General features: G+C 48.7%; 23 protein-coding genes and 1 riboswitch. Of the genes, 17 read left to right on the forward strand and 6 right to left on the reverse strand.

Features of this window, described 5'->3' with window-relative positions; translation table 11 throughout:
- The 3 genes from ACN08Z_RS06350 to ACN08Z_RS06360 all read right to left on the reverse strand — a co-directional run.
- A partial coding sequence (locus ACN08Z_RS06350; protein WP_419103723.1) for a GNAT family N-acetyltransferase occupies window positions 1–449 on the reverse strand: 449 nt, incomplete at its 3' end.
- Between the two features lie 171 nt (window positions 450–620).
- Window positions 621–944, reverse strand: a complete 324-nt coding sequence (locus tag ACN08Z_RS06355; RefSeq protein ID WP_419103724.1) for a hypothetical protein — start codon at window positions 942–944, stop codon at window positions 621–623.
- On the reverse strand, window positions 941–1,246 hold the full coding sequence (locus ACN08Z_RS06360; RefSeq protein WP_419103725.1) for an ArsR/SmtB family transcription factor: 306 nt from the start codon (window positions 1,244–1,246) through the stop codon (window positions 941–943). Before ACN08Z_RS06360 ends, ACN08Z_RS06355 begins: the two co-directional genes overlap by 4 nt.
- 224 nt (window positions 1,247–1,470) lie before the next feature.
- Here ACN08Z_RS06360 and thrS point away from each other — a divergent pair, with 224 nt between their 5' ends.
- The 3 genes from thrS to ACN08Z_RS06375 all read left to right on the forward strand — a co-directional run bounded on the left by thrS (window position 1,471) and on the right by ACN08Z_RS06375 (window position 6,411).
- On the forward strand, window positions 1,471–3,501 hold the full coding sequence (gene thrS, locus ACN08Z_RS06365; protein ID WP_419101327.1) for a threonine--tRNA ligase: 2,031 nt from the start codon (window positions 1,471–1,473) through the stop codon (window positions 3,499–3,501).
- A gap of 148 nt (window positions 3,502–3,649) precedes the next feature.
- Window positions 3,650–5,707 carry a M3 family metallopeptidase gene (locus tag ACN08Z_RS06370; protein ID WP_419103726.1) on the forward strand — a complete coding sequence of 686 codons (2,058 nt, stop codon included), beginning with the start codon at window positions 3,650–3,652 and terminating at the stop codon, window positions 5,705–5,707.
- A gap of 140 nt (window positions 5,708–5,847) precedes the next feature.
- Window positions 5,848–6,411, forward strand: a complete 564-nt coding sequence (locus tag ACN08Z_RS06375; protein ID WP_419103727.1) for an HIT family protein — start codon at window positions 5,848–5,850, stop codon at window positions 6,409–6,411.
- A 6-nt stretch (window positions 6,412–6,417) separates the two neighbouring features.
- On the opposite strand, the gene thiE is transcribed toward ACN08Z_RS06375, so the two are convergent.
- Complete coding sequence (gene thiE, locus ACN08Z_RS06380; RefSeq protein ID WP_419103728.1) at window positions 6,418–7,122, reverse strand: thiamine phosphate synthase; 705 nt, start codon at window positions 7,120–7,122, stop codon at window positions 6,418–6,420.
- 44 nt (window positions 7,123–7,166) lie between these two features.
- A riboswitch (TPP riboswitch) is annotated at window positions 7,167–7,304 on the forward strand.
- Here thiE and thiO point away from each other — a divergent pair.
- The 11 genes from thiO (at window position 7,298) to ACN08Z_RS06435 (ending at window position 16,294) form a co-directional block, all read left to right on the forward strand.
- Entirely contained in the window at window positions 7,298–8,611 is a 1,314-nt protein-coding gene (gene thiO, locus ACN08Z_RS06385; RefSeq protein WP_419103729.1) for a glycine oxidase ThiO, read from the forward strand. It overlaps the preceding riboswitch by 7 nt.
- Window positions 8,589–8,831, forward strand: a complete 243-nt coding sequence (gene thiS, locus ACN08Z_RS06390) for a sulfur carrier protein ThiS (RefSeq protein WP_419101322.1) — start codon at window positions 8,589–8,591, stop codon at window positions 8,829–8,831. Before thiO ends, thiS begins: the two co-directional genes overlap by 23 nt.
- Before the next feature lie 39 nt (window positions 8,832–8,870).
- The gene (locus ACN08Z_RS06395; RefSeq protein ID WP_419101321.1) at window positions 8,871–9,683 is read left to right on the forward strand and encodes a thiazole synthase; all 813 of its coding nucleotides are present in this window, start codon (window positions 8,871–8,873) and stop codon (window positions 9,681–9,683) included.
- A complete protein-coding gene (locus tag ACN08Z_RS06400) occupies window positions 9,583–10,896 on the forward strand; it encodes a ThiF family adenylyltransferase (protein WP_419103730.1) in 1,314 nt (437 codons plus the stop codon). The genes ACN08Z_RS06395 and ACN08Z_RS06400 overlap by 101 nt, the downstream gene beginning before the upstream one ends.
- On the forward strand, window positions 10,893–12,182 hold the full coding sequence (locus ACN08Z_RS06405; RefSeq protein WP_419103776.1) for a MurT ligase domain-containing protein: 1,290 nt from the start codon (window positions 10,893–10,895) through the stop codon (window positions 12,180–12,182). Before ACN08Z_RS06400 ends, ACN08Z_RS06405 begins: the two co-directional genes overlap by 4 nt.
- Entirely contained in the window at window positions 12,182–12,904 is a 723-nt protein-coding gene (locus tag ACN08Z_RS06410) for a type 1 glutamine amidotransferase (protein WP_419103731.1), read from the forward strand. The genes ACN08Z_RS06405 and ACN08Z_RS06410 overlap by 1 nt, the downstream gene beginning before the upstream one ends.
- A 98-nt stretch (window positions 12,905–13,002) precedes the next feature.
- Window positions 13,003–13,761 carry a YebC/PmpR family DNA-binding transcriptional regulator gene (locus ACN08Z_RS06415; RefSeq protein ID WP_419101318.1) on the forward strand — a complete coding sequence of 253 codons (759 nt, stop codon included), beginning with the start codon at window positions 13,003–13,005 and terminating at the stop codon, window positions 13,759–13,761.
- A 16-nt stretch (window positions 13,762–13,777) separates the two neighbouring features.
- The gene (gene ruvC / locus ACN08Z_RS06420) at window positions 13,778–14,461 is read left to right on the forward strand and encodes a crossover junction endodeoxyribonuclease RuvC (RefSeq protein ID WP_419103732.1); all 684 of its coding nucleotides are present in this window, start codon (window positions 13,778–13,780) and stop codon (window positions 14,459–14,461) included.
- Window positions 14,462–14,488: 27 nt separating this feature from the next.
- Window positions 14,489–15,109, forward strand: coding sequence for a Holliday junction branch migration protein RuvA (gene ruvA, locus ACN08Z_RS06425; RefSeq protein ID WP_419103733.1), 621 nt, complete (start codon window positions 14,489–14,491; stop codon window positions 15,107–15,109).
- A gap of 120 nt (window positions 15,110–15,229) precedes the next feature.
- Window positions 15,230–16,192 (forward strand): Holliday junction branch migration DNA helicase RuvB, encoded by a 963-nt coding sequence (gene ruvB, locus ACN08Z_RS06430; protein WP_419101636.1) that lies wholly within the window; start codon window positions 15,230–15,232, stop codon window positions 16,190–16,192.
- Window positions 16,193–16,201: 9 nt separating this feature from the next.
- Window positions 16,202–16,294 carry a LysM peptidoglycan-binding domain-containing protein gene (locus tag ACN08Z_RS06435; protein WP_419103734.1) on the forward strand — a complete coding sequence of 31 codons (93 nt, stop codon included), beginning with the start codon at window positions 16,202–16,204 and terminating at the stop codon, window positions 16,292–16,294.
- Between the two features lie 55 nt (window positions 16,295–16,349).
- Here ACN08Z_RS06435 and ACN08Z_RS06440 read toward each other — a convergent pair whose 3' ends face one another.
- The gene (locus ACN08Z_RS06440; protein WP_419103735.1) at window positions 16,350–16,496 is read right to left on the reverse strand and encodes a hypothetical protein; all 147 of its coding nucleotides are present in this window, start codon (window positions 16,494–16,496) and stop codon (window positions 16,350–16,352) included.
- Between the two features lie 607 nt (window positions 16,497–17,103).
- Between ACN08Z_RS06440 and secD the strand changes: the two genes are divergently transcribed.
- The 3 genes from secD to ACN08Z_RS06455 all read left to right on the forward strand — a co-directional run bounded on the left by secD (window position 17,104) and on the right by ACN08Z_RS06455 (window position 22,434).
- The gene (gene secD / locus ACN08Z_RS06445) at window positions 17,104–18,801 is read left to right on the forward strand and encodes a protein translocase subunit SecD (protein ID WP_419103736.1); all 1,698 of its coding nucleotides are present in this window, start codon (window positions 17,104–17,106) and stop codon (window positions 18,799–18,801) included.
- 2 nt (window positions 18,802–18,803) lie between these two features.
- Window positions 18,804–19,880: a protein translocase subunit SecF gene (gene secF / locus ACN08Z_RS06450; RefSeq protein ID WP_419101311.1), complete on the forward strand. Its 1,077-nt coding sequence runs from the start codon at window positions 18,804–18,806 to the stop codon at window positions 19,878–19,880.
- Between the two features lie 232 nt (window positions 19,881–20,112).
- Window positions 20,113–22,434 (forward strand): RelA/SpoT family protein, encoded by a 2,322-nt coding sequence (locus ACN08Z_RS06455; protein ID WP_419103777.1) that lies wholly within the window; start codon window positions 20,113–20,115, stop codon window positions 22,432–22,434.
- On the opposite strand, the gene ACN08Z_RS06460 is transcribed toward ACN08Z_RS06455, so the two are convergent.
- A complete protein-coding gene (locus tag ACN08Z_RS06460) occupies window positions 22,431–23,042 on the reverse strand; it encodes a hypothetical protein (protein ID WP_419103737.1) in 612 nt (203 codons plus the stop codon). The genes ACN08Z_RS06455 and ACN08Z_RS06460 overlap by 4 nt on opposite strands.
- Between the last annotated feature and the right edge of the window lie 217 nt (window positions 23,043–23,259).

The raw sequence follows: 23,259 nt of genomic DNA on the forward strand, positions 1-23,259 counted from the left end.
GCGGCGTTTCTTTCGCTGATATGTGTACTTGCCTCGTCATAATGATGATTTTGCATAATGTCGAGGGCGTAGGTAATGAGTTCTTCGGCAATTCCTTCACGGCGTCGTGAAGGTGCAGTGATGAGCTCTAATAGTGTGGGTGTTTCTTCTGGCCCGTTGTGGTCTAGACGGTTTTTGAGGCTGAGGAGAACAGCAACTGCTCGACCGTTATCGTCAATGAGGAGAGGGGAAGCTTCGGGGTAGAACTCTCCGTATGTTCCAGCGAGTATTTCTTTGACTTGGCGTTGTGCATCTTCTTGGGTGACGAAGGTTGATTCGTCGTAGGAAGAGAATAAGAGCCGTGCGATGGCTTCTGTATCTTCTGGTGTGGTGGGGCGTAGAGTGAGACGCTGAGGTGATTTGCGCAGTGGAGTGGTGGTGTTGGTGATGAGGGTGATGTACTTTTCCATGGCAAGTCCTAGGTATTGTGGGCAACGTCATGTATGTAAACAGGCTAGCGGATATTTCTCTTAACCGGCAATAGCTTATTGTGTGGTGTCTTGATGATTTTAAAATACGGTGGGTGATAAGGACTAAGTCCTTATCACCCACCGTATTTTAGCCTGTGTGTTGAGCTGTATTTATGCTGCGTGGTTGCAGGTTGCGCACTGGCAGTTTTCGCAGACGCAGTTGACGCATGCGTCTGAGCAGTCGCCGCATTCGCAGGTTGCGTGGTTGCAGGTGGGGCAGTTGCAGTTGTCGCATTCGCAGGTTGCGCAGCTATCGTTGCAGTCGCCGCATTCGCAGGTGACGCATTCGTCGTAGTGTCCATCGTGTTCACGGTGTACGTGGTCGCCGTGGATGTAGTCGACGTGGTCGTGGTGGATGACTGCTAGGTGACCGCAGTTTGGTCCGTGGGTGTGTGCATGTGCTTCTGATTCGCGGTGCAAAGTTGCGGTGCTCATGAGTTATTCTCCTTGGTGTGTTCGTAGACATCGTTAATGATGTGCGTGACGTGATGGTCTGCTACTTCGTAGATGATGCTACGTCCTGTCTGTGTGCTGGTAATAACTCCAGCTTCTTTGAGGATTTTGAGGTGGTGGGAGACAAGAGGTTGTGAGACTCCCATACATGTAAAAAGCTCACTGACGGTATGTGATCCTTTGGACAGATGGTGAGTCAAAGCTAGGCGCAATGGGTGCGCTAATGCTGCAAAGAGTGCAACGGAGCCACTGTACTCTGTTTCCCAAGTTCTCTCGCTATCCATAAAAGAAACTTTATATAAAGATTTCTTTGTGCGTCAAGGTATGTATCAAAAAAATTTTATGGATGTTAGATACTCCACAACCAGTCGTCACGACACTGCAGATAAAGAACCCCCATGACAAAACACATGTAAACTAAAGAACAATGTGCGCTCTTGTACCGCGCACTATCAATACCGAGCATGCCCTTAGTACGGGCGTGCACAACACACAAACAAGGAGACAGATGTCTGTCGCACACATTTCTGTAGACGTTGCCGGAGAAAAACGCACCATTGAAGACGGCACCACAGCCGCCGAACTCTTCACCGAAGACCGCGATATTGTCGTTGCCCGTATTAACGACAAACTCGTAGACCTCTCAACACCCCTACACGAGGGGGATTCTATCGTCCCCGTCAGCATCCACGAACAAGAAGGTCTAGAAGTCCTCCGTCACTCCGCCGCGCACGTCATGGCTCAAGCAGTCCAAGAATACCGAAAAGACGCAAAGCTCGGCATCGGACCATATATTACCGACGGCTTCTACTTCGACTTTGACGTTGAAGACCCCTTCACCCCTGAAGACCTCAAAAAAATTGAGAAAATGATGATCAAAATCATCAAATCAGGACAAAAATTTGTACGCCGCGTTGTGACCCCAGAACAAGCAGCGCAAGAAATGGCGCAAGAACCCTACAAGCTCGAATTGCTGAGCCTCAGCCAAGGTCCCGGTTCTGGGGCTGACGCAGCAGAAGGCGCCTCCGTAGAAGTCGGCGCCGGTGATATCACCATCTACGACAACGTTCACCCCAAAACTGGGGAAACCGTATGGCGTGACCTCTGCCGTGGCCCACACCTACCCAACACAAAACTTATCGGAAACGGGTACGCCCTCATGCGCGCAGGTGGAGCCTACTGGCGCGGTTCTGAAAAGAACCCCATGCTCCAACGCATTTACGGAACTGCATGGCCTAGCAAAGAAGAGCTTGTAGCCTACAAAGAACGTATCGCAGAAGCTGAACGACGCGACCACCGACGACTCGGAGAAGAACTAGACCTCTTCTCCTTCCCTAAAAACATCGGCCCCGGTCTACCCGTCATCCACCCCAAAGGTGGCATTATCAAACGTGAGATGGAAGACTACGTACGCACACGCCACATCCAAGAAGGCTTCCAATACGTCAGCACCCCTCATATTTCCAAAGAAGACCTGTTCTACACCTCTGGGCACCTGCCATACTACTCAGACGGTATGTTCCCCTCCATGGAGCTCGATAACGGAAACTACCGTCTCAAGGCCATGAACTGCCCCATGCACAATGAGATTTTCCGATCACGAGGACGCTCCTACCGAGAGCTACCATTACGACTATTCGAATTTGGAACCGTCTACCGTGACGAAAAATCAGGTGTACTACAAGGACTCACCCGAGTTCGTATGATCACCCAAGACGACTCACATAGCTACGTCACCAAAGAACAAGCACCCGATGAGATTCGTCATCTGCTCAAATTTATGCTCAGCCTGCTAGAAGATTTCGGTATGACAGACTTCTACCTCGAATTGTCTACCCGAGACACAGAAGGCGATAAAAAAGACAAGTTTATCGGCACCGACGAACAATGGGAACAAGCAACAGCAGTCCTTGAACAAGTCGCCTCCGAAACCGGTCTAGAACTTGTACCAGATCCAGGTGGAGCAGCATTCTACGGACCTAAAATCTCCGTACAAGCGAAAGACGCCATCGGCCGTACCTGGCAGATGTCTACTGTTCAATATGACTTCAACCAGCCACAACGATTCGGGTTAGAATACCAAGCCTCAGACGGAACACGTCAAGAACCTGTCATGATTCACTCTGCAAAGTTTGGTTCGTTTGAGCGCTTCCTCGGAGTTCTCACCGAACACTATGCAGGAGCATTCCCCGCATGGCTATCACCCGTACAAGTTGTAGCAGTGCCCGTAGCAGAAGCCTTCAACGACTATATGGCAGATATTGCTACCAAGCTTCGAGCTGAAGGGGTTCGCGTAGAAGTCGACTACGGAACTGACCGTTTCCCCAAAAAGATTCGTACCGCTTCCAAAGAGAAAACACCGTTTATTCTCATTGCCGGCGGAGAAGACGCAGAAAATGGGGCAGTATCGTTCCGCTACCGTGATGGCTCCCAAGAAAATGGTGTGCCTGTAGCAGAAGCTATCCAACGCATTGTTGAACACATCAAGAACCGTGTGAACGAAGACCCTCGCGCAACAACTGAAACACCGGCAGAATAGAAGAAAAACCTATACAGCCAAGACATCTCATGTGTTGAAACTGTCGCTCTTGTAAAGAATCCTTCCGACAAGGAAAAACTTTACAATAGCGACAGTTTGCTTTAACACAGCAGACAGGAGGAAAAAACCACCGCTAAAATAGAGAACTATGACACATAAACTATTACAAGCATCATCAGATATCGGAGGATACCCACAACTAGCCTCCACCACCAGCCATGACATACACCAAGCGTTAGAAGAAGCCGTACAGGCTCAAAAACTTGCGTGGAACAACATCTGTGCAAATAGCGAAACACCAACCTTTGCAAACACCATTGAACCGTTAGAAGACAGCTACCGAGAATTCTCACGAGCAACAGGCATCTACTACACGTACCTGTCCTCCATGGGAACACCAGAAATACTAGAACTCAGCGAATACTGGGAACCCAAACTCGCCGAACACACAACCGCCATGGCAAATAACGAGCCTCTTGCTACTCGCATCGCCAACGTTGAAGAGCACAACCTCACCCCAGAACAACAACGAGTGCTCAAGCTCTGGAAAGAAACATTCACCGACGCAGGAGTATACCTCAGCAAAGATGCACAACAACAGCTCGCAGCACTCGAGGCCGAACTAGCAAAACTGAGTGCAGAATTCTCTAAAGCACTGCTGACCGGAGCACAACAAGCAGCACTTCTCATCCACGACGAAGAAGAACTTACAGGACTCGACGAAAGCACCCGAGAACGTCTTGCCCTCAACGCCGCAAAAAACGGACACGAAGGAGCGTTCCTGCTACCTCAAGATCTCTTTGCCGCACCGGCACTTCTTGAATCACTAGAGAACCCCGCGACCCGCGAAAAATATTATGCAAACTCCATCAACCGTGGACGAGCACACACTCGAGATGCCGGTAGCGCAGATACACCACAAACCATCCAAACTGGCGCAAAAATGTCATACCTGCGAGCGCAACGAGCAGCACTCTTCGGAGCAAAGAACCACGCAGAACTGACCATTCGCCGAGCTGTAGCACAAAAATCTGATGAAGCATTAGCGATGCTTGAAAAAATGTTGCCACAAGCATTAGCAAACTTCCGTAAAGAACTAGAAACCATGGCAGAAGTTGCGGGAGTGCCTGTTGAAGACATCCATGCTGCTGACGTACCTTACTACCTCAAACGTGTGGCAGAAGAAAAATATCGTGTCGATATACAAGCTCTACGACCCTACTTTGAGCTTAACTCTGTAGTAGAACGAGGCGTCTTCTACGCCGCTGAAACTCTTTACGGAATCAGCTTCACCGAACACCCCGAACTATCGAGTTATTACCCCGACATGCGGGTATGGGAGGTCAAAGACGAGAACGGCACTCTTATCGGTATTTTTGCTCTTGACCCGTATGCTCGCGCCACCAAACAAGGCGGAGCATGGATGAACGACCTCGTACCACGTGATGAACGCATCCAACAAGTGCCAGTAGTGCTCAACACCCTCAACATTGCAGAACCTGCTGAAGGTGCACCGGCGCTACTGACCCTTGATAATGTACGGACACTTTTCCACGAATTTGGCCACGCACTACATTCCTTGTTAAGTACCGCTAAGTATCCTTCTGTTGCTGGTACGAACGTTCCCCGTGACTTTGTTGAATATCCCTCACAAGTTAATGAGATGTGGATGTTCCACCCAGCAGTAGTAGGGAACTACGCACGCCATATTGATACAGGAGAAACACTCCCACAAGAACATATTGATGCGCTACGCGCTAGCGAACAGTGGGGAGAAGGATTTGCCACCAGCGAATATCTAGGAGCCGCCCTCCTCGATATGGCATGGCACACCCGTAGCGTTGAAGACGGGCTCATCGACAGTTGTGAAGATGCTAAAGCCTTTGAAGATGAAGTGCTCAAACGTTATGGCTTCGACCAATACCCAGTATCTCCGCGCTACCTTACCGGAATGTTCAAACACATCTTTGGTGGAGGATACGCCGCCGGATACTATGCTTACATCTACTCCGAGATGATGGACGCAGAAACTGTTGATTGGTTTGAAGAATCCGGGGGAGCAACCCGCCACAACGGTGAAACCTTCAAAAACGCTATCCTCGCAACAGGAAATAGCCAAGACCCGGCAGAGTCTTTCCGACAGTTACGAGGACGAGACCCACGAATTGAACCACTATTACGTCGACGTGGACTACTTGAAGAATAGTTAGAACCTATTCTGCTAGGAGTATCACACTCGCATAATCTGTGTGGATGCTACCGGAAAAGACTTATCCGGTAGCATCCACAAGAATCTTTTAGCAACATTCACATAGAGCGTATGAGCCTACAGGTACACTAAAGACCATGGAGTACACCACCGATAGCTTTGAACTGCCACAAGTCCCAGATGCTTTCCAACGGCTTTGGACACCTCACCGTAAGGCATACGTCAGCGGAGGGCAAAAAGACTACCAAGAACAGACATGCCCCTTTTGTAGTGCTCCCGAACGCTCCGACGAAGAATCTCTGATTGTTCATCGAGGTAAATACGCATACGCCATCTTAAACCTCTACCCATATAACCCAGGGCACCTGCTGATTCTGCCCTACCGGCATATCCCATATTACGATGACGCAACCGTCGAAGAACTAACCGAAATAGGGATTCTCACCCAACAAGCGATGCGTGTGCTACGTCAAGTCAGCAAAACAGACGGATTCAATATTGGGATGAACCAAGGCAAAATTGGGGGAGCCGGAATAGCCGATCACCTACACCAGCATATCCTCCCACGATGGTCTGGCGACACCAATTTCTTACCGATTATCGCCCACACAAAAACCATGTCACAGACACTAGGACAGATACACACTCTCGTAAAACAAGGGTGGGAAGAATACCTTTCAACGACAACCAAAACTCTTTAGAGAAAGCTAAACAACTTCTAACGCACCCTTCAGTTGTTTTGCTGCGCTACGAACATCAGCAGCTTCGGTTAAAGCACGCACCACAACAATACGTGAGGCACCTGCCTGACAAACCTCTGACACCGTATCCACGTTAACGCCACCAATAGCAAACCACGGTTTCTGACCGGCAAACTGAGCAACCTGCTCAAGATACTCCACGCCTGTTGCTGCACGCCCCGGCTTCGTCGGCGTCGGCCACACCGGCCCACACGCAAAATAATCAATATTCTTATCGGCAGCAGCCTCCTGCCCCTGAGACACCCCATGTGTTGAAGCACCTACAAGAACATCGGCACCTAACAACCTGCGCGCCTGCACCGCAGAAAGATCGTCTTGACCTCGATGAAAAATATCAGCACCCATAAGAGCGGCAACATCAGCACGGTCATTGACCGCAAAAAGCTTATCGTGACGACGCGCCACCTTTTTGAGAACCTCTAAAGCTGCTAGCTCCTGTTGCACAGAAATCTTCTTATCACGCAGCTGAATAATATCGACACCGCCACTATAGGCTTCATCCAGAAAAGACTCTAAATCTCCACGAGATAAACGCGCATCCGTACACAAGTACAAGCGTGCTTTGTGAAGCTTTTCAAGGCGCTCGCGACGAAGCGTTGAAGAAGAATTCACGAAAGAAGTAGCGAAAGGCTGTTGTTCATAAACGGACATAGTTTTGAGGTCTCCTTGTATCAAAAAGATTGAGGCTTATACTTAGAGTGACCTACGGGAGCGTCAGATATATCGCGCCATATCACAATAGATATATCTTCACGACGCTGAGAGGGCTAAGAGAGCCGACCGTCTTACTTGATGCGGGTTATGCCGCCGGAAGGAAGTGTTCGTCATGGGTGCGACGTTGTTTAACCCGCACGATGAAGATTCAACTATTCATCAATATATACCCGAACTATCCAAAGAACCACCCTCAACAGTAGATATTGCAGTCATCGGTGCAGGAATTATCGGATTATCGACCGCGTACCGTCTCCAAAAAATAGGGTATAGCGTTGCTGTCTTAGACCCACAGCCCGCTTCAGAAGCAACACGAGCAGCCGCCGGAATGCTTGCCCCAGCATCTGAAACACAATTTCGCCAAGAACCATTAGTTCAGCTGATGAAACGGGCAGCGCAACTATACCCATACTTTGCACAACACATTCAAGAAGAATCCGGTATTCACGTTGGTAGACAAGAAACAAAAACCCTCGTATGCGCCTACGATCATGCTGATAAAAATGCTCTAGAAGACCTCCAACAATATCAACAAGAGCTAGGTTTAGAAACCCAAAAAATATCCATCCGAAAAGCTCGTTCTCAAGAACCAAGCCTCTCCTCGCGTCTTGCAGGAGTCGTGGAAATAGCCGGCGACCACCAGATTAACCCGCGCTGGTACTGCCAAGGGCTCATACACCTCTTACACGAACAGCTCTACCCTGTGAGAGCCCAAAAAATTCTTCTCGACGCAGACCAAACACACGCCCGCGGCATCTACTGGGAATACCAAAACCCCACGACAGGGCAACAGCACACCGGAGAACTCCACGCAACATATATCATCGTCGCTAACGGCCTCGGAACCTTAGAACTTCAGGGCATACCAGCGCTCAAAGAACTCCCTTTACGACCCGTCTACGGTGATGTGCTTCGTCTCCGCGTACCTGAAAACCAGCGGCCCTTCATCACCTCAACAATTCGCGGTATCGTCCGCTCCCAACCTGTTTACATCGTTCCCCGTGAAGACAACACCGTCGTCATCGGTGCAACATCACGTGAAGACCATATGCCCGGTATCAACGCTGGCGGAATATACCAACTACTACGTGATGCAAGAGAGCTTATCCCCGCCATCACAGAACTCGAACTCTACGAAATAATCTCACGAGCACGCCCCGGAACACCCGACGACCTGCCCCTCATCGGCACAATCGAACACCACGGTAAACCACTCAAAAACCTCATCCTCTCAAACGGCTACTTCCGTCACGGAATACTGCTTTCACCACGAGCAGCAGAACTCGTAGAACACCTCATCACCGAAACCCTCACCGAAGACGACAGAAAAGACCTCTACGCTTGCCGTCCACAACGCTTCACGCCAACCCAACAAAACCCTAAACCAACGGAGGAAAACCCCAATGAACATCACCCTCACAATTAACGGTGCAGAACACACCTATACGACACCACAAACCATCAAAAAACTCGTCGAAGACACCATCAACACCGCCCTCAACGACCAAGGAAACGCCCAAGACGGAACACCCCTTGGCATCGCCGTAGCACTCAACGACACCGTACTACCACGCAATCAATGGGCACACACCACCGCAAACCACCATGACAGGCTAGAAATCATCACCGCCGTACAAGGCGGATAACACCACCAGCACAAACAACAAACTCGAGATAAAAAGAACATGACACCAACAAACATTCCACCACTGAACATCGACGGAGTAGACCTCAACTCACGACTTATCATGGGCACCGGAGGAATCACCTCACTACAACACCTCGAAGAAGCACTCCTTAGCTCAGGAACAGAACTGACCACCGTCGCCATGCGACGATACAACCCCAGCGGAAAAGAATCTCTCTACTCCATTCTGAAACGCAACAACATCAAAATTCTGCCGAACACCGCAGGCTGCTACACCGCAAAAGACGCACTACTAACCGCAGAACTTGCCCGAGAAGCACTCCAAACACACTGGATTAAGTTAGAAGTCATCGCAGACGAAACAACACTCCTACCCGACACCTACGAACTAATCGAAGCCACCGAAACACTCGCCGAACGAGGCTTTACCGTATTCGCCTACACCAACGACGACCCCATCACCGCACGACACCTACAAAATGCAGGCGCCAGCGCCGTCATGCCCCTTGGCGCACCCATCGGCACAGGACTAGGAATACTCAACCCACACAACATCCAACTCATCACCAGCGAACTAGACGTTCCCGTCATCATCGACGCCGGCATCGGAACAGCCAGCCAAGCAACACAAGCAATGGAACTAGGCTGCGATGCTGTCCTCCTCGCCTCAGCCGTTACCCGAGCCCAAAACCCCGTAGCAATGGCAGAAGCCATGAAATACGCAGTACACGCCGGATACCACGCCTACCATGCTGGACGCATCCCCACCCGAACCCACGCGCAGGCCTCATCACCAACCGAAGGACGAATCCTCACCGGAGCACCCACCCAAGAAGACCTCACCACCTAACCTCAACGAAGAAAGCACCCCAACCATGCCACTGGCACCACTGACCACACCCAAAAAACAACTCAGTACACAAGAACAACTCCGCTACGGGCGACACTTCACCCTGCCCGGCATCGGAGAAGAAGGACAACGACGACTCGCCAACGCAAAAGTCCTCAGCATCGGAGCCGGAGGACTCGGCTCACCCCTACTGCTCTACCTCAGCGCAGCAGGAGTTGGAACCCTCGGCATCATCGACCACGACACCGTCGAATACAGCAACCTCCAACGCCAAATCATCCACAACAACAACACCATCAACACACCCAAAACACACTCCGCACAACAACGCATCCACGAACTCAACCCACACACCAACGTCCACACCTACCACGAAAAACTCAACGCAAACAACGCCGAAAACATCATCAAAAACTACGACCTCATCATCGACGGATCCGACAACTTCGCCACCAAATACCTCACCAACGACATCTGCGAACACCTCAACAAACCACTCATCTGGGGAAGTATCTCCCAATACACCGCACAAATCTCACTCTTCTGGGCACACCCCAAACACCTCAACACCACCCAACACACCCAAGGAACCACCCTCCGAGACCTCTACCCACAAATACCAGCAGCAGACTCCATCCCCACCTGCGCACAATCAGGAGTACTCGGATCCCTCTGCGGAACCATCGGCTCCATCATGGCCACCGAAGCCATCAAACTCATCACGGGAGTACCCGAACCACTCCTAGGAAAACTCTGGATGTACGACAGCCGAACACACACCACCAAAACCCTCAACATCACACCCGACCCACACCGCACCCCCACACCACTGACCGAAACACTCCAACAAATACAACAATCAACACCACAACCCCTCAACGTCCCCGAAATCGCACTCCACGAAATCAACCAACACCCCGAACACTACACACTCATCGACGTACGCGAACACCACGAACGCAACAACGGACACTACCAAGACCACGCACACATCCCACACCAAGAACTCCTCACCCTCATCAACAACACCCCAAACCCCCTAGAAAACATCAACAACACCCTTACCAAACACCTCAAAAACAACACCACACCAGTGTTCTACTGCGCCAGCGGAAAACGCTCAGCACTCATCGTCCACACCCTCAAAAAACAACAACCACACATAACAGCCCTATCCCTTACCGGAGGATTCAACCAAACACCTATAAAATAAAAAACATGTCTAGACCCATAACACGACTCATCGGCCAAGGCGTACGCTACGCCACCAAACTCCGCGGAGGCGGATCCGCATTCCCCGGACTCGTCATGGAAAAACTACACCCCAACTTCGTCCCCGAAGAACTCGCAAAACTACCTCACGGCGTAGTCGTCGTCTCTGGAACCAACGGAAAAACCACCACCACAAAAATGGTGGTCCAACTACTCCAAGCCCAAGGGCTCAAAGTCTTCACCAACAAAACAGGATCAAACTTCGTTCGAGGAGTTGCCGCCTCACTCCTTGCAGAAATGAGCCTCACCGGAAAACTCGACGCAGACATTGCCGTCCTCGAACTCGACGAAGCCCACGCCGTACACTTCGTCAAAAAAGTCAAACCACACTACGCACTACTACTCAACGTCCTACGCGACCAACTCGACCGCTTCGGTGAAATCGACACCACCCGAAAAATGCTCACCACCGTAGCAGAAGCAACCACCAACACCGTCGTACTCAACCGAGAAGACCCACGCATCCTCAGCATCGCAGAACACGTTAAAACAGGAACACACACCAACTATTTCGGACTCAGCCAAAAACTCCGAACCATGTTCCCATCCGACGACGAAATGCGCTCGCAACAACGAACCAGCACTAAAGAAAACCTCCCAGAAGCCACCGTCACCCTCAACGACTTCAACGGAACCAACGCAACATTCACCCTCAACGGACACACCGCACAAGGAAAAATCAACCTCTACGGCGTCTACAACATCTACAACGCCGCCGCAGCAATGGCACTCACCCAAGCAGTCATGGGAGAAAACCTCAACGAAGAAAAACTCATCGAAGAACTCCAACACATCACACCCGCCTTTGGACGAGGCGAAACCCTCAACATCAACGGCCAAACATTACAACTACTACTCGTCAAAAACCCCTCAGGATTTAGACTCTCCCTCGCCAGCGCAGACGCACAAGACTACGCAACCATGATTACCATCAACGACCAATACGCAGACGGCAGAGACGTCTCATGGCTCTGGGACGTAGACTTCCACAGCCTACAAACAACCGGAGTCAACACCGTCTCCGGAACCCGCGCATGGGATATGGCACTACGCCTAGAACACGACGAAATCACCACCGAACACGTCGAAGAAAACCTCACCGAAGCACTAGAACACTTCATCAAAAACTCCCACGGCAAACCCATGCGCATCTTCTGCACCTACACCGCTATGCTTGCCATCCGCAAAGAACTCTCCAAAATTACCAACGTAGAGGACATCTCCTAATGAGCAACAAAACACTCACCATCGTCCAACTCTACCCACAAGATATGAACATCTATGGAGACTGGGGCAACACCCTCGCCCTAGCACGTAGAGCAAAAGCCCACGGATACACCCCCGAAATCATCGACTACAACCCCTCCGACACCTTCCCCGAAAACCCCGACATCATCCTCGGCGGAGGCGGACAAGACTCCGGACAAAGCATCATCCAAGAGGACCTTCACGCCATCGCCCCCAAACTCAAAGAACTCGCAGAAAACGGCACACCCATGCTCGTCATCTGCGGACTCTACCAACTCTTCGGACAAGAATTCCGCACCAACCAAGGAGAAACACTCCAAGGCATCGGCATCTTTGACGCCATCACCGTCGGCGGAGAAGAACGACTGATTGGAAATATCGTCGAAGAATCCGAAGAATTCGGAACACTCATCGGATACGAAAACCACTCCGGAATCACCACACTCTCCGACGGCACCCGCCCCCTAGCCACCGTCACCAAAGGCGAAGGAAACAACACCACCGACAGCACCGAAGGCGCTCGCAAATACAATGTCATCGGCACCTATCTACACGGCTCACTCTTGCCGAAGAACCCTGCCGTGGCTGACTTCTTAATTGCAGAAGCTGCCAAGAAAAAATATGGGGAATTTATCCCTCAAACAATAGATGACACGACTATTGACCGTGCACGTGAAAGCGCCATGAATCGACCCCGTTAATGCGGTGTCGTTGAAACTGTTTACAATAGAACCTAGTATCTAAAGAGAACCTGCGCTGATGAGCCACATCAGCGCACAGCAACAAAAGGAGACAACGTATGTCAGGTCACTCCAAATGGGCAACAACCAAGCACAAAAAAGCAGCTATCGACGCTAAACGTGCAAAAGCATTTGCCAAATTTATCAAAGCTATTGAAGTTGCAGCTCGTATGGGTGGCGCAGACGTATCTGGTAACCCTGCACTAGACCTCGCTGTTTCTAAAGCTAAGAAAAACTCTGTCCCTAACGACAACATTGACCGTGCTATCAAGCGTGGTGCTGGTCTCACCGGTGAAACCATTGACTACACCGAAATCATGTATGAAGCCCGCGGACCTCAAGGAACAGCTCTTTACATTGAATGTTTGACCGATAACCGTAACCGTGCAGCAGCAGAAGTTCGTACTGCCGTTACTCGTAACGGTGGTACTATGGCCGATCAGGGATCTGTAGCGTTCCTCTTTGAACGTAAAGGCGTTGCCGAGGTGACCAAGACCGAAGGCCTTACCGAAGACGACGTCCTCATGGCAGTACTTGATGCTGGAGCTGAAGAAGTTATTGATGAAGGCGATATTTTTACTGTCGTATCAGAAGCAACTGATCTTCCAGCCATCCGCCAAGCATTGACTGAAGCAGAACTTGAATATAACAATGACGACCCTGTTTTCCGTCCTACCATGAATGTCGAAATTGACGCTGAAGGTGCTCGCAAATTCCTCAAACTAGCAGATGCTATTGAAGAACTTGACGACGTTCAGAACGTTTATTCTAACGCTGATATTAACGAAGCTGTTATGGAAGAACTTAACGCAGACTAAGGAGATAGTAGGCACAATGCCCCTATCCACAACACAGCGCCCGAAACTTGCGAGTATTCCGCGAGTTCCGGGCGCTGCCCGTATTCTTGGAGTAGACCCAGGGCTGACACGGTGCGGTTTTGGTGTTATTGATATGACCGCTAACCGCCAAGCCCGCTATGTGAAAGTTGGTGTGGCAGGAAGCGCCCCCGCCCAGAAACTTGACCAACGTATTTTCACTGTTTTTCAGGCGGCAGAAGAATGGCTAGAAGCGTATCAGCCAGATGCTTTAGCCATTGAACGAGTATTCGCGCAAGAGCAAGTCAATACGGTGATTGGCACGGCTCATGCTTCTGGTGTTGTGATTGCTGCTGCTGCTGCACGTTCCATTCCCGTATATTTTCATACTCCTTCAGAAGTTAAAGCGGCTGTGACTGGTTCCGGTAAAGCAGATAAAGCTTCTGTCGGAAGAATGGTCACGCGTATCCTTAAATTAGAGAGGCTACCTCAACCTGCTGATGCCGCAGATGCTTTAGCTATTGCTATTTGTCATGGGTGGCGTGGTGCAACGGTCGGCTCTGGTATTGATATGAGCGCTGGCGTGCAAACTCATCAAGGTTCGCGGCCTCGTCCTCAGATGGGTGCGCTAACCCCAGCCCAAAGAGCGTGGAAAGCGGCAGAAGCTCAAAGTGCTCGTCGTGGGCGAGGACAATGGAAATAGTACATATATTCGAATAAGATAGAGATTATGATTAGCACCCTCACGGGAACCGTGACTCAGATTTCCCTCAATAGCCTCATCCTTGACGTCAATGGCTGGGGGCTGATGGTACATACCCCAGCTCGAACACTCTCTCAGCTTTCGCAAGGGGAGACAACTACTCTTTTAACAAGCTTTATCGTTCGTGAAGATTCCATGACTCTTTACGGCTTCTTAGAACCGGCTGAACGTGAAGCCTTTGACCTTTTGCTCTCTGTCTCTGGTATCGGTCCGCGTATCGCCTTAGCAGCATTGTCGGTGCATACGGCCCAAGATATTGAACGAGCTATTGCCACAGGAGACGATAAAGCCTTCACTAAAGTTCCTGGTGTCGGCCCTAAAACTGCTCGAAGAATTGTTTTAGAACTTGCCGGAAAGCTGATTCTCAACGCGAACTCCGACACCGATCAGCTACCGCTTAACACTGGCATAGCATGGAAATCTCCCGTTCTCGAAGCGCTCATAGGATTAGGGTGGAGCGAAAAAGATGCAGAACGTTCGGTGGAATCCTACCTCAAAAAGAGTGCGCATCCTGAGAAGCTATCTGTGCCACAAGCCCTCAAAGAAGTCCTTGCAACATTAGGGCAACAACACAGCACCTGTCATTAGCACTCACGAACATTATCGCCTCAAGAATGAAGAACGGATACTTTGGTGAACCATCGCGCAACAGAACCTGAATATCGAGAGCAACGGCTCGTCGGGTTAGAAGAAGAACCTGAAGAAAAAATGATTGAAGCCGCTTTGCGTCCCCAATCATTAGATGATTTTGTAGGTCAGCAACGTGTCCGACAGCAGCTCTCACTACTTCTCGAAGCATCAAAACTGCGCGGTAAGTCAGCAGACCATGTGCTGTTATCTGGACCTCCCGGTTTAGGAAAGACAACCTTGTCGATGATTATTGCCGCAGAGATGGACGCGCCCTTGCGTATCACCTCAGGGCCAGCCATCCAACATTCCGGAGATTTGGCTGCTATTCTTTCTTCCTTGACTCCCGGTGAAGTTTTATTCTTAGATGAGATACACCGTATGTCTCGTCCAGCAGAAGAAATGCTGTATATGGCGATGGAAGATTTTCGTGTGGATATTGTGGTCGGGAAAGGTGCTGGCGCTACGTCTATTCCTCTGGAACTTCCACCGTTTACGTTAGTGGGGGCAACTACTCGGGCTGGTCTTTTGCCGGGGCCTCTACGAGACAGATTCGGTTTTACCGGACACTTAGAGTATTACTCAACAGAAGAACTGGAAAAAGTGTTGCGCCGTTCGGCAGGGCTGATGGATATGAATATTAGCGCTGAAGGTTTTGCGGAAATTGCAGGACGTTCTCGTGGCACTCCTCGTATCGCTAATCGTCTTCTGCGTCGTGTACGAGACTGGGCATTAGTGCACGACATCCCTCATATCAGCGCCGTAGAAGCTGGACGAGCTCTTGACATGTATGAAGTAGACTCGCGGGGGCTTGACCGCTTAGATCGTTCCGTCCTTGAATCTCTTATTCATAAGTTTGGTGGTGGTCCTGTTGGGCTATCAACTCTTGCTATTGCCGTAGGCGAAGAAGTTGAAACAGTAGAGACGGTCGCAGAACCTTATCTTGTCCGTGAGGGGATGATTGGTCGTACACCCCGAGGCAGAGTAGCGCTTTCAGCTGCTTGGGAGCATCTGGGGATAGAACCTCCAGAACAACTCTCATAAGATAAATATGTGGTTTTACCCAATCGCCTTACTGAGCTTAACGGTATTGCTAACCCCGATGTAATTGACGTTGGTCAGGTTATTGTTATTCAGCTTGGCTAATATACAAGGCGGGGCTGGGCATCACTTTTGTGTGGTGCTCAGCCCCGCCTCTTTTTTATTTGTTGGTTTTTAGGGCGGTGTAGGCGACTCCTCCCATGACGGCTGATAGGAGGAAATACCAGGGGTGACCTAGTACGGCTGGGATGAGGAATGCTACTGCGCCGATGGTTGCAAATAATGCAATTTTTTGTTTATCTGTCATGATGTTTTTCCTTTGTGATAAGGTCGGGGGTAACGCCCTCCCGCCCCTGATTAGTTGGTTTATTCAGGAGCGGGAGGGTTTTGTTACCTACTTTTCTCTTGAGTCTTCTTGATGGTAAAAGGGACAATGAAAAATATTATCGCCGATAGCTCCCACGTTTTGGCTGAGAATCAATCCATTTCTTCGCATTCTCAGGCAAATAAAGTGCTTTACCGTTAGGTAACACGAATATCATTAGTCATTACTTTACCGTGGTAACTGTTGATATATTGTCAGCCTCGTTGCTACATGTCTGTATTCACCAGTAGTACAAAAGATGAATGAAGCCATATCTTCATAAATATGTCTGATTTTATGCTCTGCAAACTCATCAGCGTATGCGGATTATTCGTTCGTGAACTACGATAGAGCGTGGAAACTTTTCTGCCAAGAAGTATTTTCTGATAAATATTTCTTGGTTTTAGTGATGACATGCACCGTTATCAAACATTGTAGATACTCACCATTAGAAGAAAAGTTCCACTAAATACGAATAAAAATGTTGAGCACATCGTTTACTAAGTATCAAGAAGTTAACGCATGTAGGTCGGGAGAGTAAAGGGGCGGTATGGCTAAGCGAAGCCAACGAGCTAAAGCGAGTAGAGCGCTTATCGCCATGGCTGTGATAGTCGTGGCTTTATGTGCTGGAATCTTTGCTAGCACATCCTATGGAGGGTCATGGCGAGCTAAATTCGCTTTAGACCTCTCTGGCGGAACACAAATGATTCTTGCGCCTAAAGTCAACGGGGCGCAAGACCAAACAGTTTCTGCTGAACAACTAGAGCAAGCTGTCGAAATTATTCGTCAACGTGTTGACGGTTCAGGTGTGTCCGAAGCAGAAGTGACGACCCAATCAGGGCGTAATGTTGTTGTCTCGGTGCCAGGAACTATCGATCAAAAAACACGTGAGCTGATTCAAGCCTCTGCACAAATGGACTTCCGCGCAGTAATTTACTCAACTTCTCCAGAACCTGTTGCTGATGATAAAAAACTGGCTGATGACCAACTTCCTCACCCCGATGGAGAAGCGACAGACGGTTCCGACGTGCGGTGGGTGACCCCAGAACTCTGGCGTGAATATGAAGCAACTGACTGCACAAGCGGGAAAAGCCCTAACGCAGAGCATCAAGACCCTCACCAAGCTATTGTGGCTTGTGCAGTATCTGGGCATGAAAAATATATCCTAGGACCTGTAGAGCTGAGTGGCTCCGATATATCTAACGCAACCGCCTCACAGGTTGCTAACAGTAATGGTGTCTCAACGGGACAATGGGGTGTAAACATCAATTTTGATGAGAAGGCCCGCGAAAAGTTTAAAGACATCACCACCCGCCTTTACGGAATCTACGGAAAAAACCAGCAAGACCCACGCGCTCGTTTTGCGATTATGCTCGATGGCGCAGTTCTTTCTTCTCCGGTAGCTCAAGCAGTGATTGCCGACGGTAACCCACAAATTACCGGTAACTTTACGGAAGAAAGTGCACAGTCTCTTGCTCAGCAGCTCAAATACGGTGCTTTGCCCATCAGCTTTACCATTCAATCTGAACAGCAGATTTCTGCAACACTAGGCTCTGACCAGCTCAAGATGGGGCTACTTGCTGGTGTTATCGGCTTGCTATTGGTCTTCGTCTATTCACTTTTCCAATACCGTTTACTAGGGTTCGTGACGATTGCATCGCTGATTGTTGCTGGTGTTATCTCTTATCTGGCAATTATTTTGCTTGGGTGGTCTATGAACTATCGTCTTTCCCTTGCCGGTATTGCTGGTTTAATCGTCGCTGTTGGGCAGACTGCTGACTCCTTCATCGTGTACTTTGAACGTATCCGTGATGAAATTCGTGGGGGTCGCACTATCCCCGCTGCAGTAGATCATGGCTGGCGTCGTGCTCAACACACGATTCTTGCTTCTAAAGCAGTCAACCTCCTTGCAGCAGTAGTGTTGTACATCTTCTCCGTCGGCTCGGTTCGTGGATTTGCTTTCACCTTAGGTTTGACCGCTATCGCCGACCTCATCGTTGTGTTCCTCTTTACACATCCTGTTCTGACGCTTCTTGCTCGTACCCGATACTTTGGTGAGGGTGGACGGTTCTCTGGTCTAGACCCTGTTGCCCTTGGTGCTACACCGTTATATCGAGGCGCTGGTCGTTTGCGCACTGCAGAAGAATCTGAGCAAATGAGTATCGCTGAACGTCGTCGAGCTGCTGCTCGCGCTCAAGAAAACGCTCAAGAAGTAGAGGCTTCTCAGAGCACACAGAAGGAGGGGTAATTGTGGCTAACGCACTTGCTCGTTTTGGTAACGACTTACATTCTGGACAGCGTTCATACCAGTTTGTTGGAAAACGTAGATTGTGGTTAAGCATTGCAATGGTTCTCGTTGTTTTGTCCCTTCTCATCCCCGTCGTCAAAGGAGGGTTCAATCTAGGTATTGAGTTCCGAGGCGGTTCAGAGTTTACGATTTCTGATACTTCAAATACCGATATTTCGGTAGGGCAAAAAATTATTGCAGAGCACGCCCCTGAAGCCTCTGACGTTCGAGTGACTCATATCGCTGCGAAAACTATCAGGGCGCAAATGAGCCAGCTTAACGATGAAGAGACTCTTGCGGTAAAAACTGCCCTTCAAGAGGGGTACGGTGTTTCTGCAGACGACGTCACCTCGTCCTTTGTCGGGCCAAGGTGGGGCGCCGATGTGACCAGACAAGCACTCTACGGACTTGTCGCGTTCGTCCTTCTTGCTCTTATCGGCATGGCTTTATACTTCCGTACGTGGAAGATGTCTCTATCTGCTATTGCGGGATTGCTTTTCACCGTAATCGTGACAATCGGAATTTACGCTTTAGTAGGCTTTGAAGTGACGCCTAGCGCAATCATCGGTTTCTTAACCATTTTGAGCTATTCACTCTATGACTCTGTGGTAGTTTTCGATAAGATTCGTGAGAATACCGAAGGCATTGAGAAACGCCGTGACCTCACCTATGGTGAACAGATTAACCTTGCAACGAACCAAACTCTTGTTCGTTCCATTAACACTTCTGTTGTGGGCGCATTACCTGTTGGTGCAATTCTTTTCATCGGTGCGTTCATGCTTGGTGCTGGAACTCTACAAGACCTCTCGTTAGCTTTATTCGTCGGCATTATTGTGGGAACGATTGGAACACTCTATGTTTCTGCACCAATGTATGCGGCGTTGCGTCTAGGTGAGAAAGAAATTCGTGAGCATACACAGATGGTAGAAGATATTCGTTCTGGAAAAGTTATTGAACCAGAAGATGCTTCTGAGACTTCTGAGCAGAGCTCTCTCAACGAAATACGCATTGAAGTCAACACGATTTCATTGGATCGTTAACGTTGATTAGACAATAACTATAGTTTTTGTTAAAAAATCGGTAGCTATGAAAAGAAATAGCTACCGATTTTTTATTTTTGTTATAGTGCGAACAATATAAGGCTAAAATAGCCATACTAGCCTTGGAAGGATGAACACTATGGCGGATTCAGCACACACAGCACAAGATATTGTTTCACAAAAGGTTGTTGGTAACCTTCTTCCTACGACTCTTGGCGGATCGCATCGGGTGATGTCTGCTTCAGAGCGTATTCCCACTCGTCATGTTTTCGGACGTTCCATTCAGACTTCACGAACAAGTCCTACACGTTATTCACCAGTACTTGCCCCAGTGATTCGAACTGTTAAAAAATTTCATCCCGAAGAGGATCTTGACGTAATACAACGGGCCTTTACCGTTGCCGATAAATATCACCAAGGGCAAAAACGTAAAAGCGGTGACCCCTACATTACTCACCCCGTTGCCGTCACCACGATTCTTGCAGAGATGGGAGCCACTGGCCCTGTTCTTGTGGCCGGGCTACTTCACGACACCGTAGAAGATACTCCGTATACGCAAGAACAACTCATCGAAGACTTTGGCGAAGAAGTTGCTTATCTTGTTGATGGCGTCACGAAATTAGATAAAGTAACTTATGGGGAATACGCCTCGATAGAGACGATTCGTAAATTAGTGCTTTCTATGAGCAAAGATATTCGCGTCTTATTGATCAAACTTGCTGATAGGTTGCATAATGCTCGCACGTGGCGTTTTGTTCCCTCTGGCTCTGCAGCTAAAAAAGCTGAAGAGACTCTAAAAATCTATGCTCCTTTAGCACACCGGCTTGGTTTGAGCGCTCTTAAATGGGAGCTAGAAGATCTTTCTTTTGCTGCGATGTCTCCAGAGATTTATCGTGAAATTGTGCGCATGGTGGGGGACCGTACGCCTAAGCTTGAAAAATATTTGGATGAAGCCAAAACGACGATTGAACAGCGTCTTGCTAAAGTTGGTATTAAGGCTACTGTCCATGGGCGTCCTAAGCATTATTATTCTATTCATCAGAAAATGAAGTCGAAGAATAAGAGCTTTGACGAAATTCATGACATCTTAGCTGTTCGTATCCTTGTCGATGATGAAGACACTTGTTATGGCGTATTAGGGCATGTAATGTCCTTATGGACCTCGGATCAGGGACGCTTTAAGGACTATATTAAATCTCCTAAAAATAATCATTATCAATCGATACATCTAACATTTGTTGGTCCAGGAAATCTTCCTCTCGAGGTTCAAATACGAACCTATAAGATGCATGAAGAAGCAGAATATGGTGTTGCTGCACACTGGAGATATAAGGCTGCTTCTCGCGGTGAAGATCTTGGAAAAATTGATGCTTCTGGCCGTAAAAAATCAGAGAATAAATCTTCTACTTTTAATGCTGGAATTTTACAAAATATCGCAGAGATATCGAATTCAACACCAGAGCCTGTAGCGTTCTTTGAAGAGTTAGCTTATCACTTAGAGACTGACGAGATTGTGGTGATGACCCCCAACGGTGACGGCATCATCTTACCTGTTGGAGCCACACCGGTAGATTTCGCCTATGCTATCCATTCTGAGGTCGGCGAGAAAACTGTTGGAGCTATCGTGAACGGAAAGATAGCTTCCTTATATACGGGATTAAACTCTGGCGATGTTGTCGAGATTCGTACGTCAAAGAGCCCTCAGCAAGAACCTAGTGAAGACTGGCTAAAATTTGTGCGTTCTTCTAAAGCTCGCCAAAAGATTCGTCAGTATTTTGCTAAAGGTCGCCGATTAGAAGCTATTGATAAAGGCCGTGACGCACTAACTAAGGCAATGCGTCAGCATGAGTTGCCTCTGCAAAAGATGCTGACTGCAGATTTATTGATGCAAGTAGCCCATACTTTCCATCAAAATGATGGTGCTTCTTTGTACCATGCCATCGGCGAAGGAAATATCAAAGCTCAAGATGTCATCTCAAACCTTGTAAATATCTACTATGGCGATGAGGACGATAACCTTGACGTGTTGCCATCCGATTTTGATGAAGATATGTTCTCTTCTCGTCGCACAGTTAGCGATAATGGAATCGTTGTTCCCGGCGCAGATGGTATTTTGACGAAAATTTCTAAGTGCTGTAACCCTGTTCCACCGGATGAAATTCTTGGTGTCGTCACGCGTACTAGCGGAATATCGGTTCACCGAACAGACTGCCCTAATATGCGCAATATGGGGGACGAACCACGATTAACTGAGGTTCAATGGGCGTCAAGTTCTCAGGCTGTCTATCGAGTCAATATTCAGGTTGAATCAATAGACCGTAAATCTTTATTGATGGATCTGACCAGAGCCATCGGTGAGAACCATATTAATATTTGTCATGCTCGAGTACTGACTAGCGAAGATCGCTTCGCGATTAACCGTTTTTCGGTGGAAGTACGTGACCGGTATATGTTGGATCATGTTCTTAATGTTCTTAAGAATGTTGAAGGAGTCTATAAGGCGTATCGTCTCACAGGAGCAAAGCCCGTACACGAAAAATCTTCTACCAGTTAAACTTTCATAGGGTGTGAGGTCGGGATGTTCTGGGATATTTGTTGAAGGACCTGTTGAGCTTTTTGACGGTGGGGTACATACTTCTTGTGTTCAAGGTATGTGTGCATAGTATCGATAGAACATCCTGAAAAGTTTGGAGTGTTGAGGAATCGTTCGACACTTTGACGAGCGATAGTTTCATCGTGGTGATAGATGAGCAAGTCTAAAGCGGTTCGTAGCGGAGTCGTAACGTGTACCTTGCCTAGGGCTAGGTAATCAGTAGAAGAAAACTGGTTTTGATGCGTAATGATGTTCTCTTGCCTAGTTTTACGAGTGTTAATTCTTGAATAGCGGTCAAAATCTATATAGAAATTCTCAAAGGCAGATGGAGTGCAACCCCATATCCATGCTGCACTATAACGAGAAATTCTACCTCTGGCAAAATATCGAGGAGGGAGGATAAGGCTTAAGGCGCTAGCTCTTAATAAAGGAGTGATACGTAACGCTGAAGGAGCATAAATATGGGGGAGTACCTCCTGATATTGATACTCTTGGGCGAGAACACGTAGCTCTTGAAGAGTGCCGTTAAAAGTCTCTTTGCTCAGAAGCTGAGAACAATATAATTTCATTTGTTGCTCAGAACTTAGTGAAGAACACACTATAGGTGTTGTTGGAGGTCTAAGACTTTGTTGAGTCCTGACACCTAAAACATGTTGAGGATGGCTCTCGACGAACAAGGGGCAAGGTAGTGTCTGAAGAAGAGAGCTAGGTTGCTGAGAATAAGCTGGTGGTGTACTCATACGCCCATTATGCGGTAGTTCTGAGTGAAACTATGTGTAGTAAAAA

The organism is Rothia sp. P7181 (genome assembly GCF_048513015.1).
Classification (GTDB): Bacteria; Actinomycetota; Actinomycetes; order Actinomycetales; family Micrococcaceae; genus Rothia.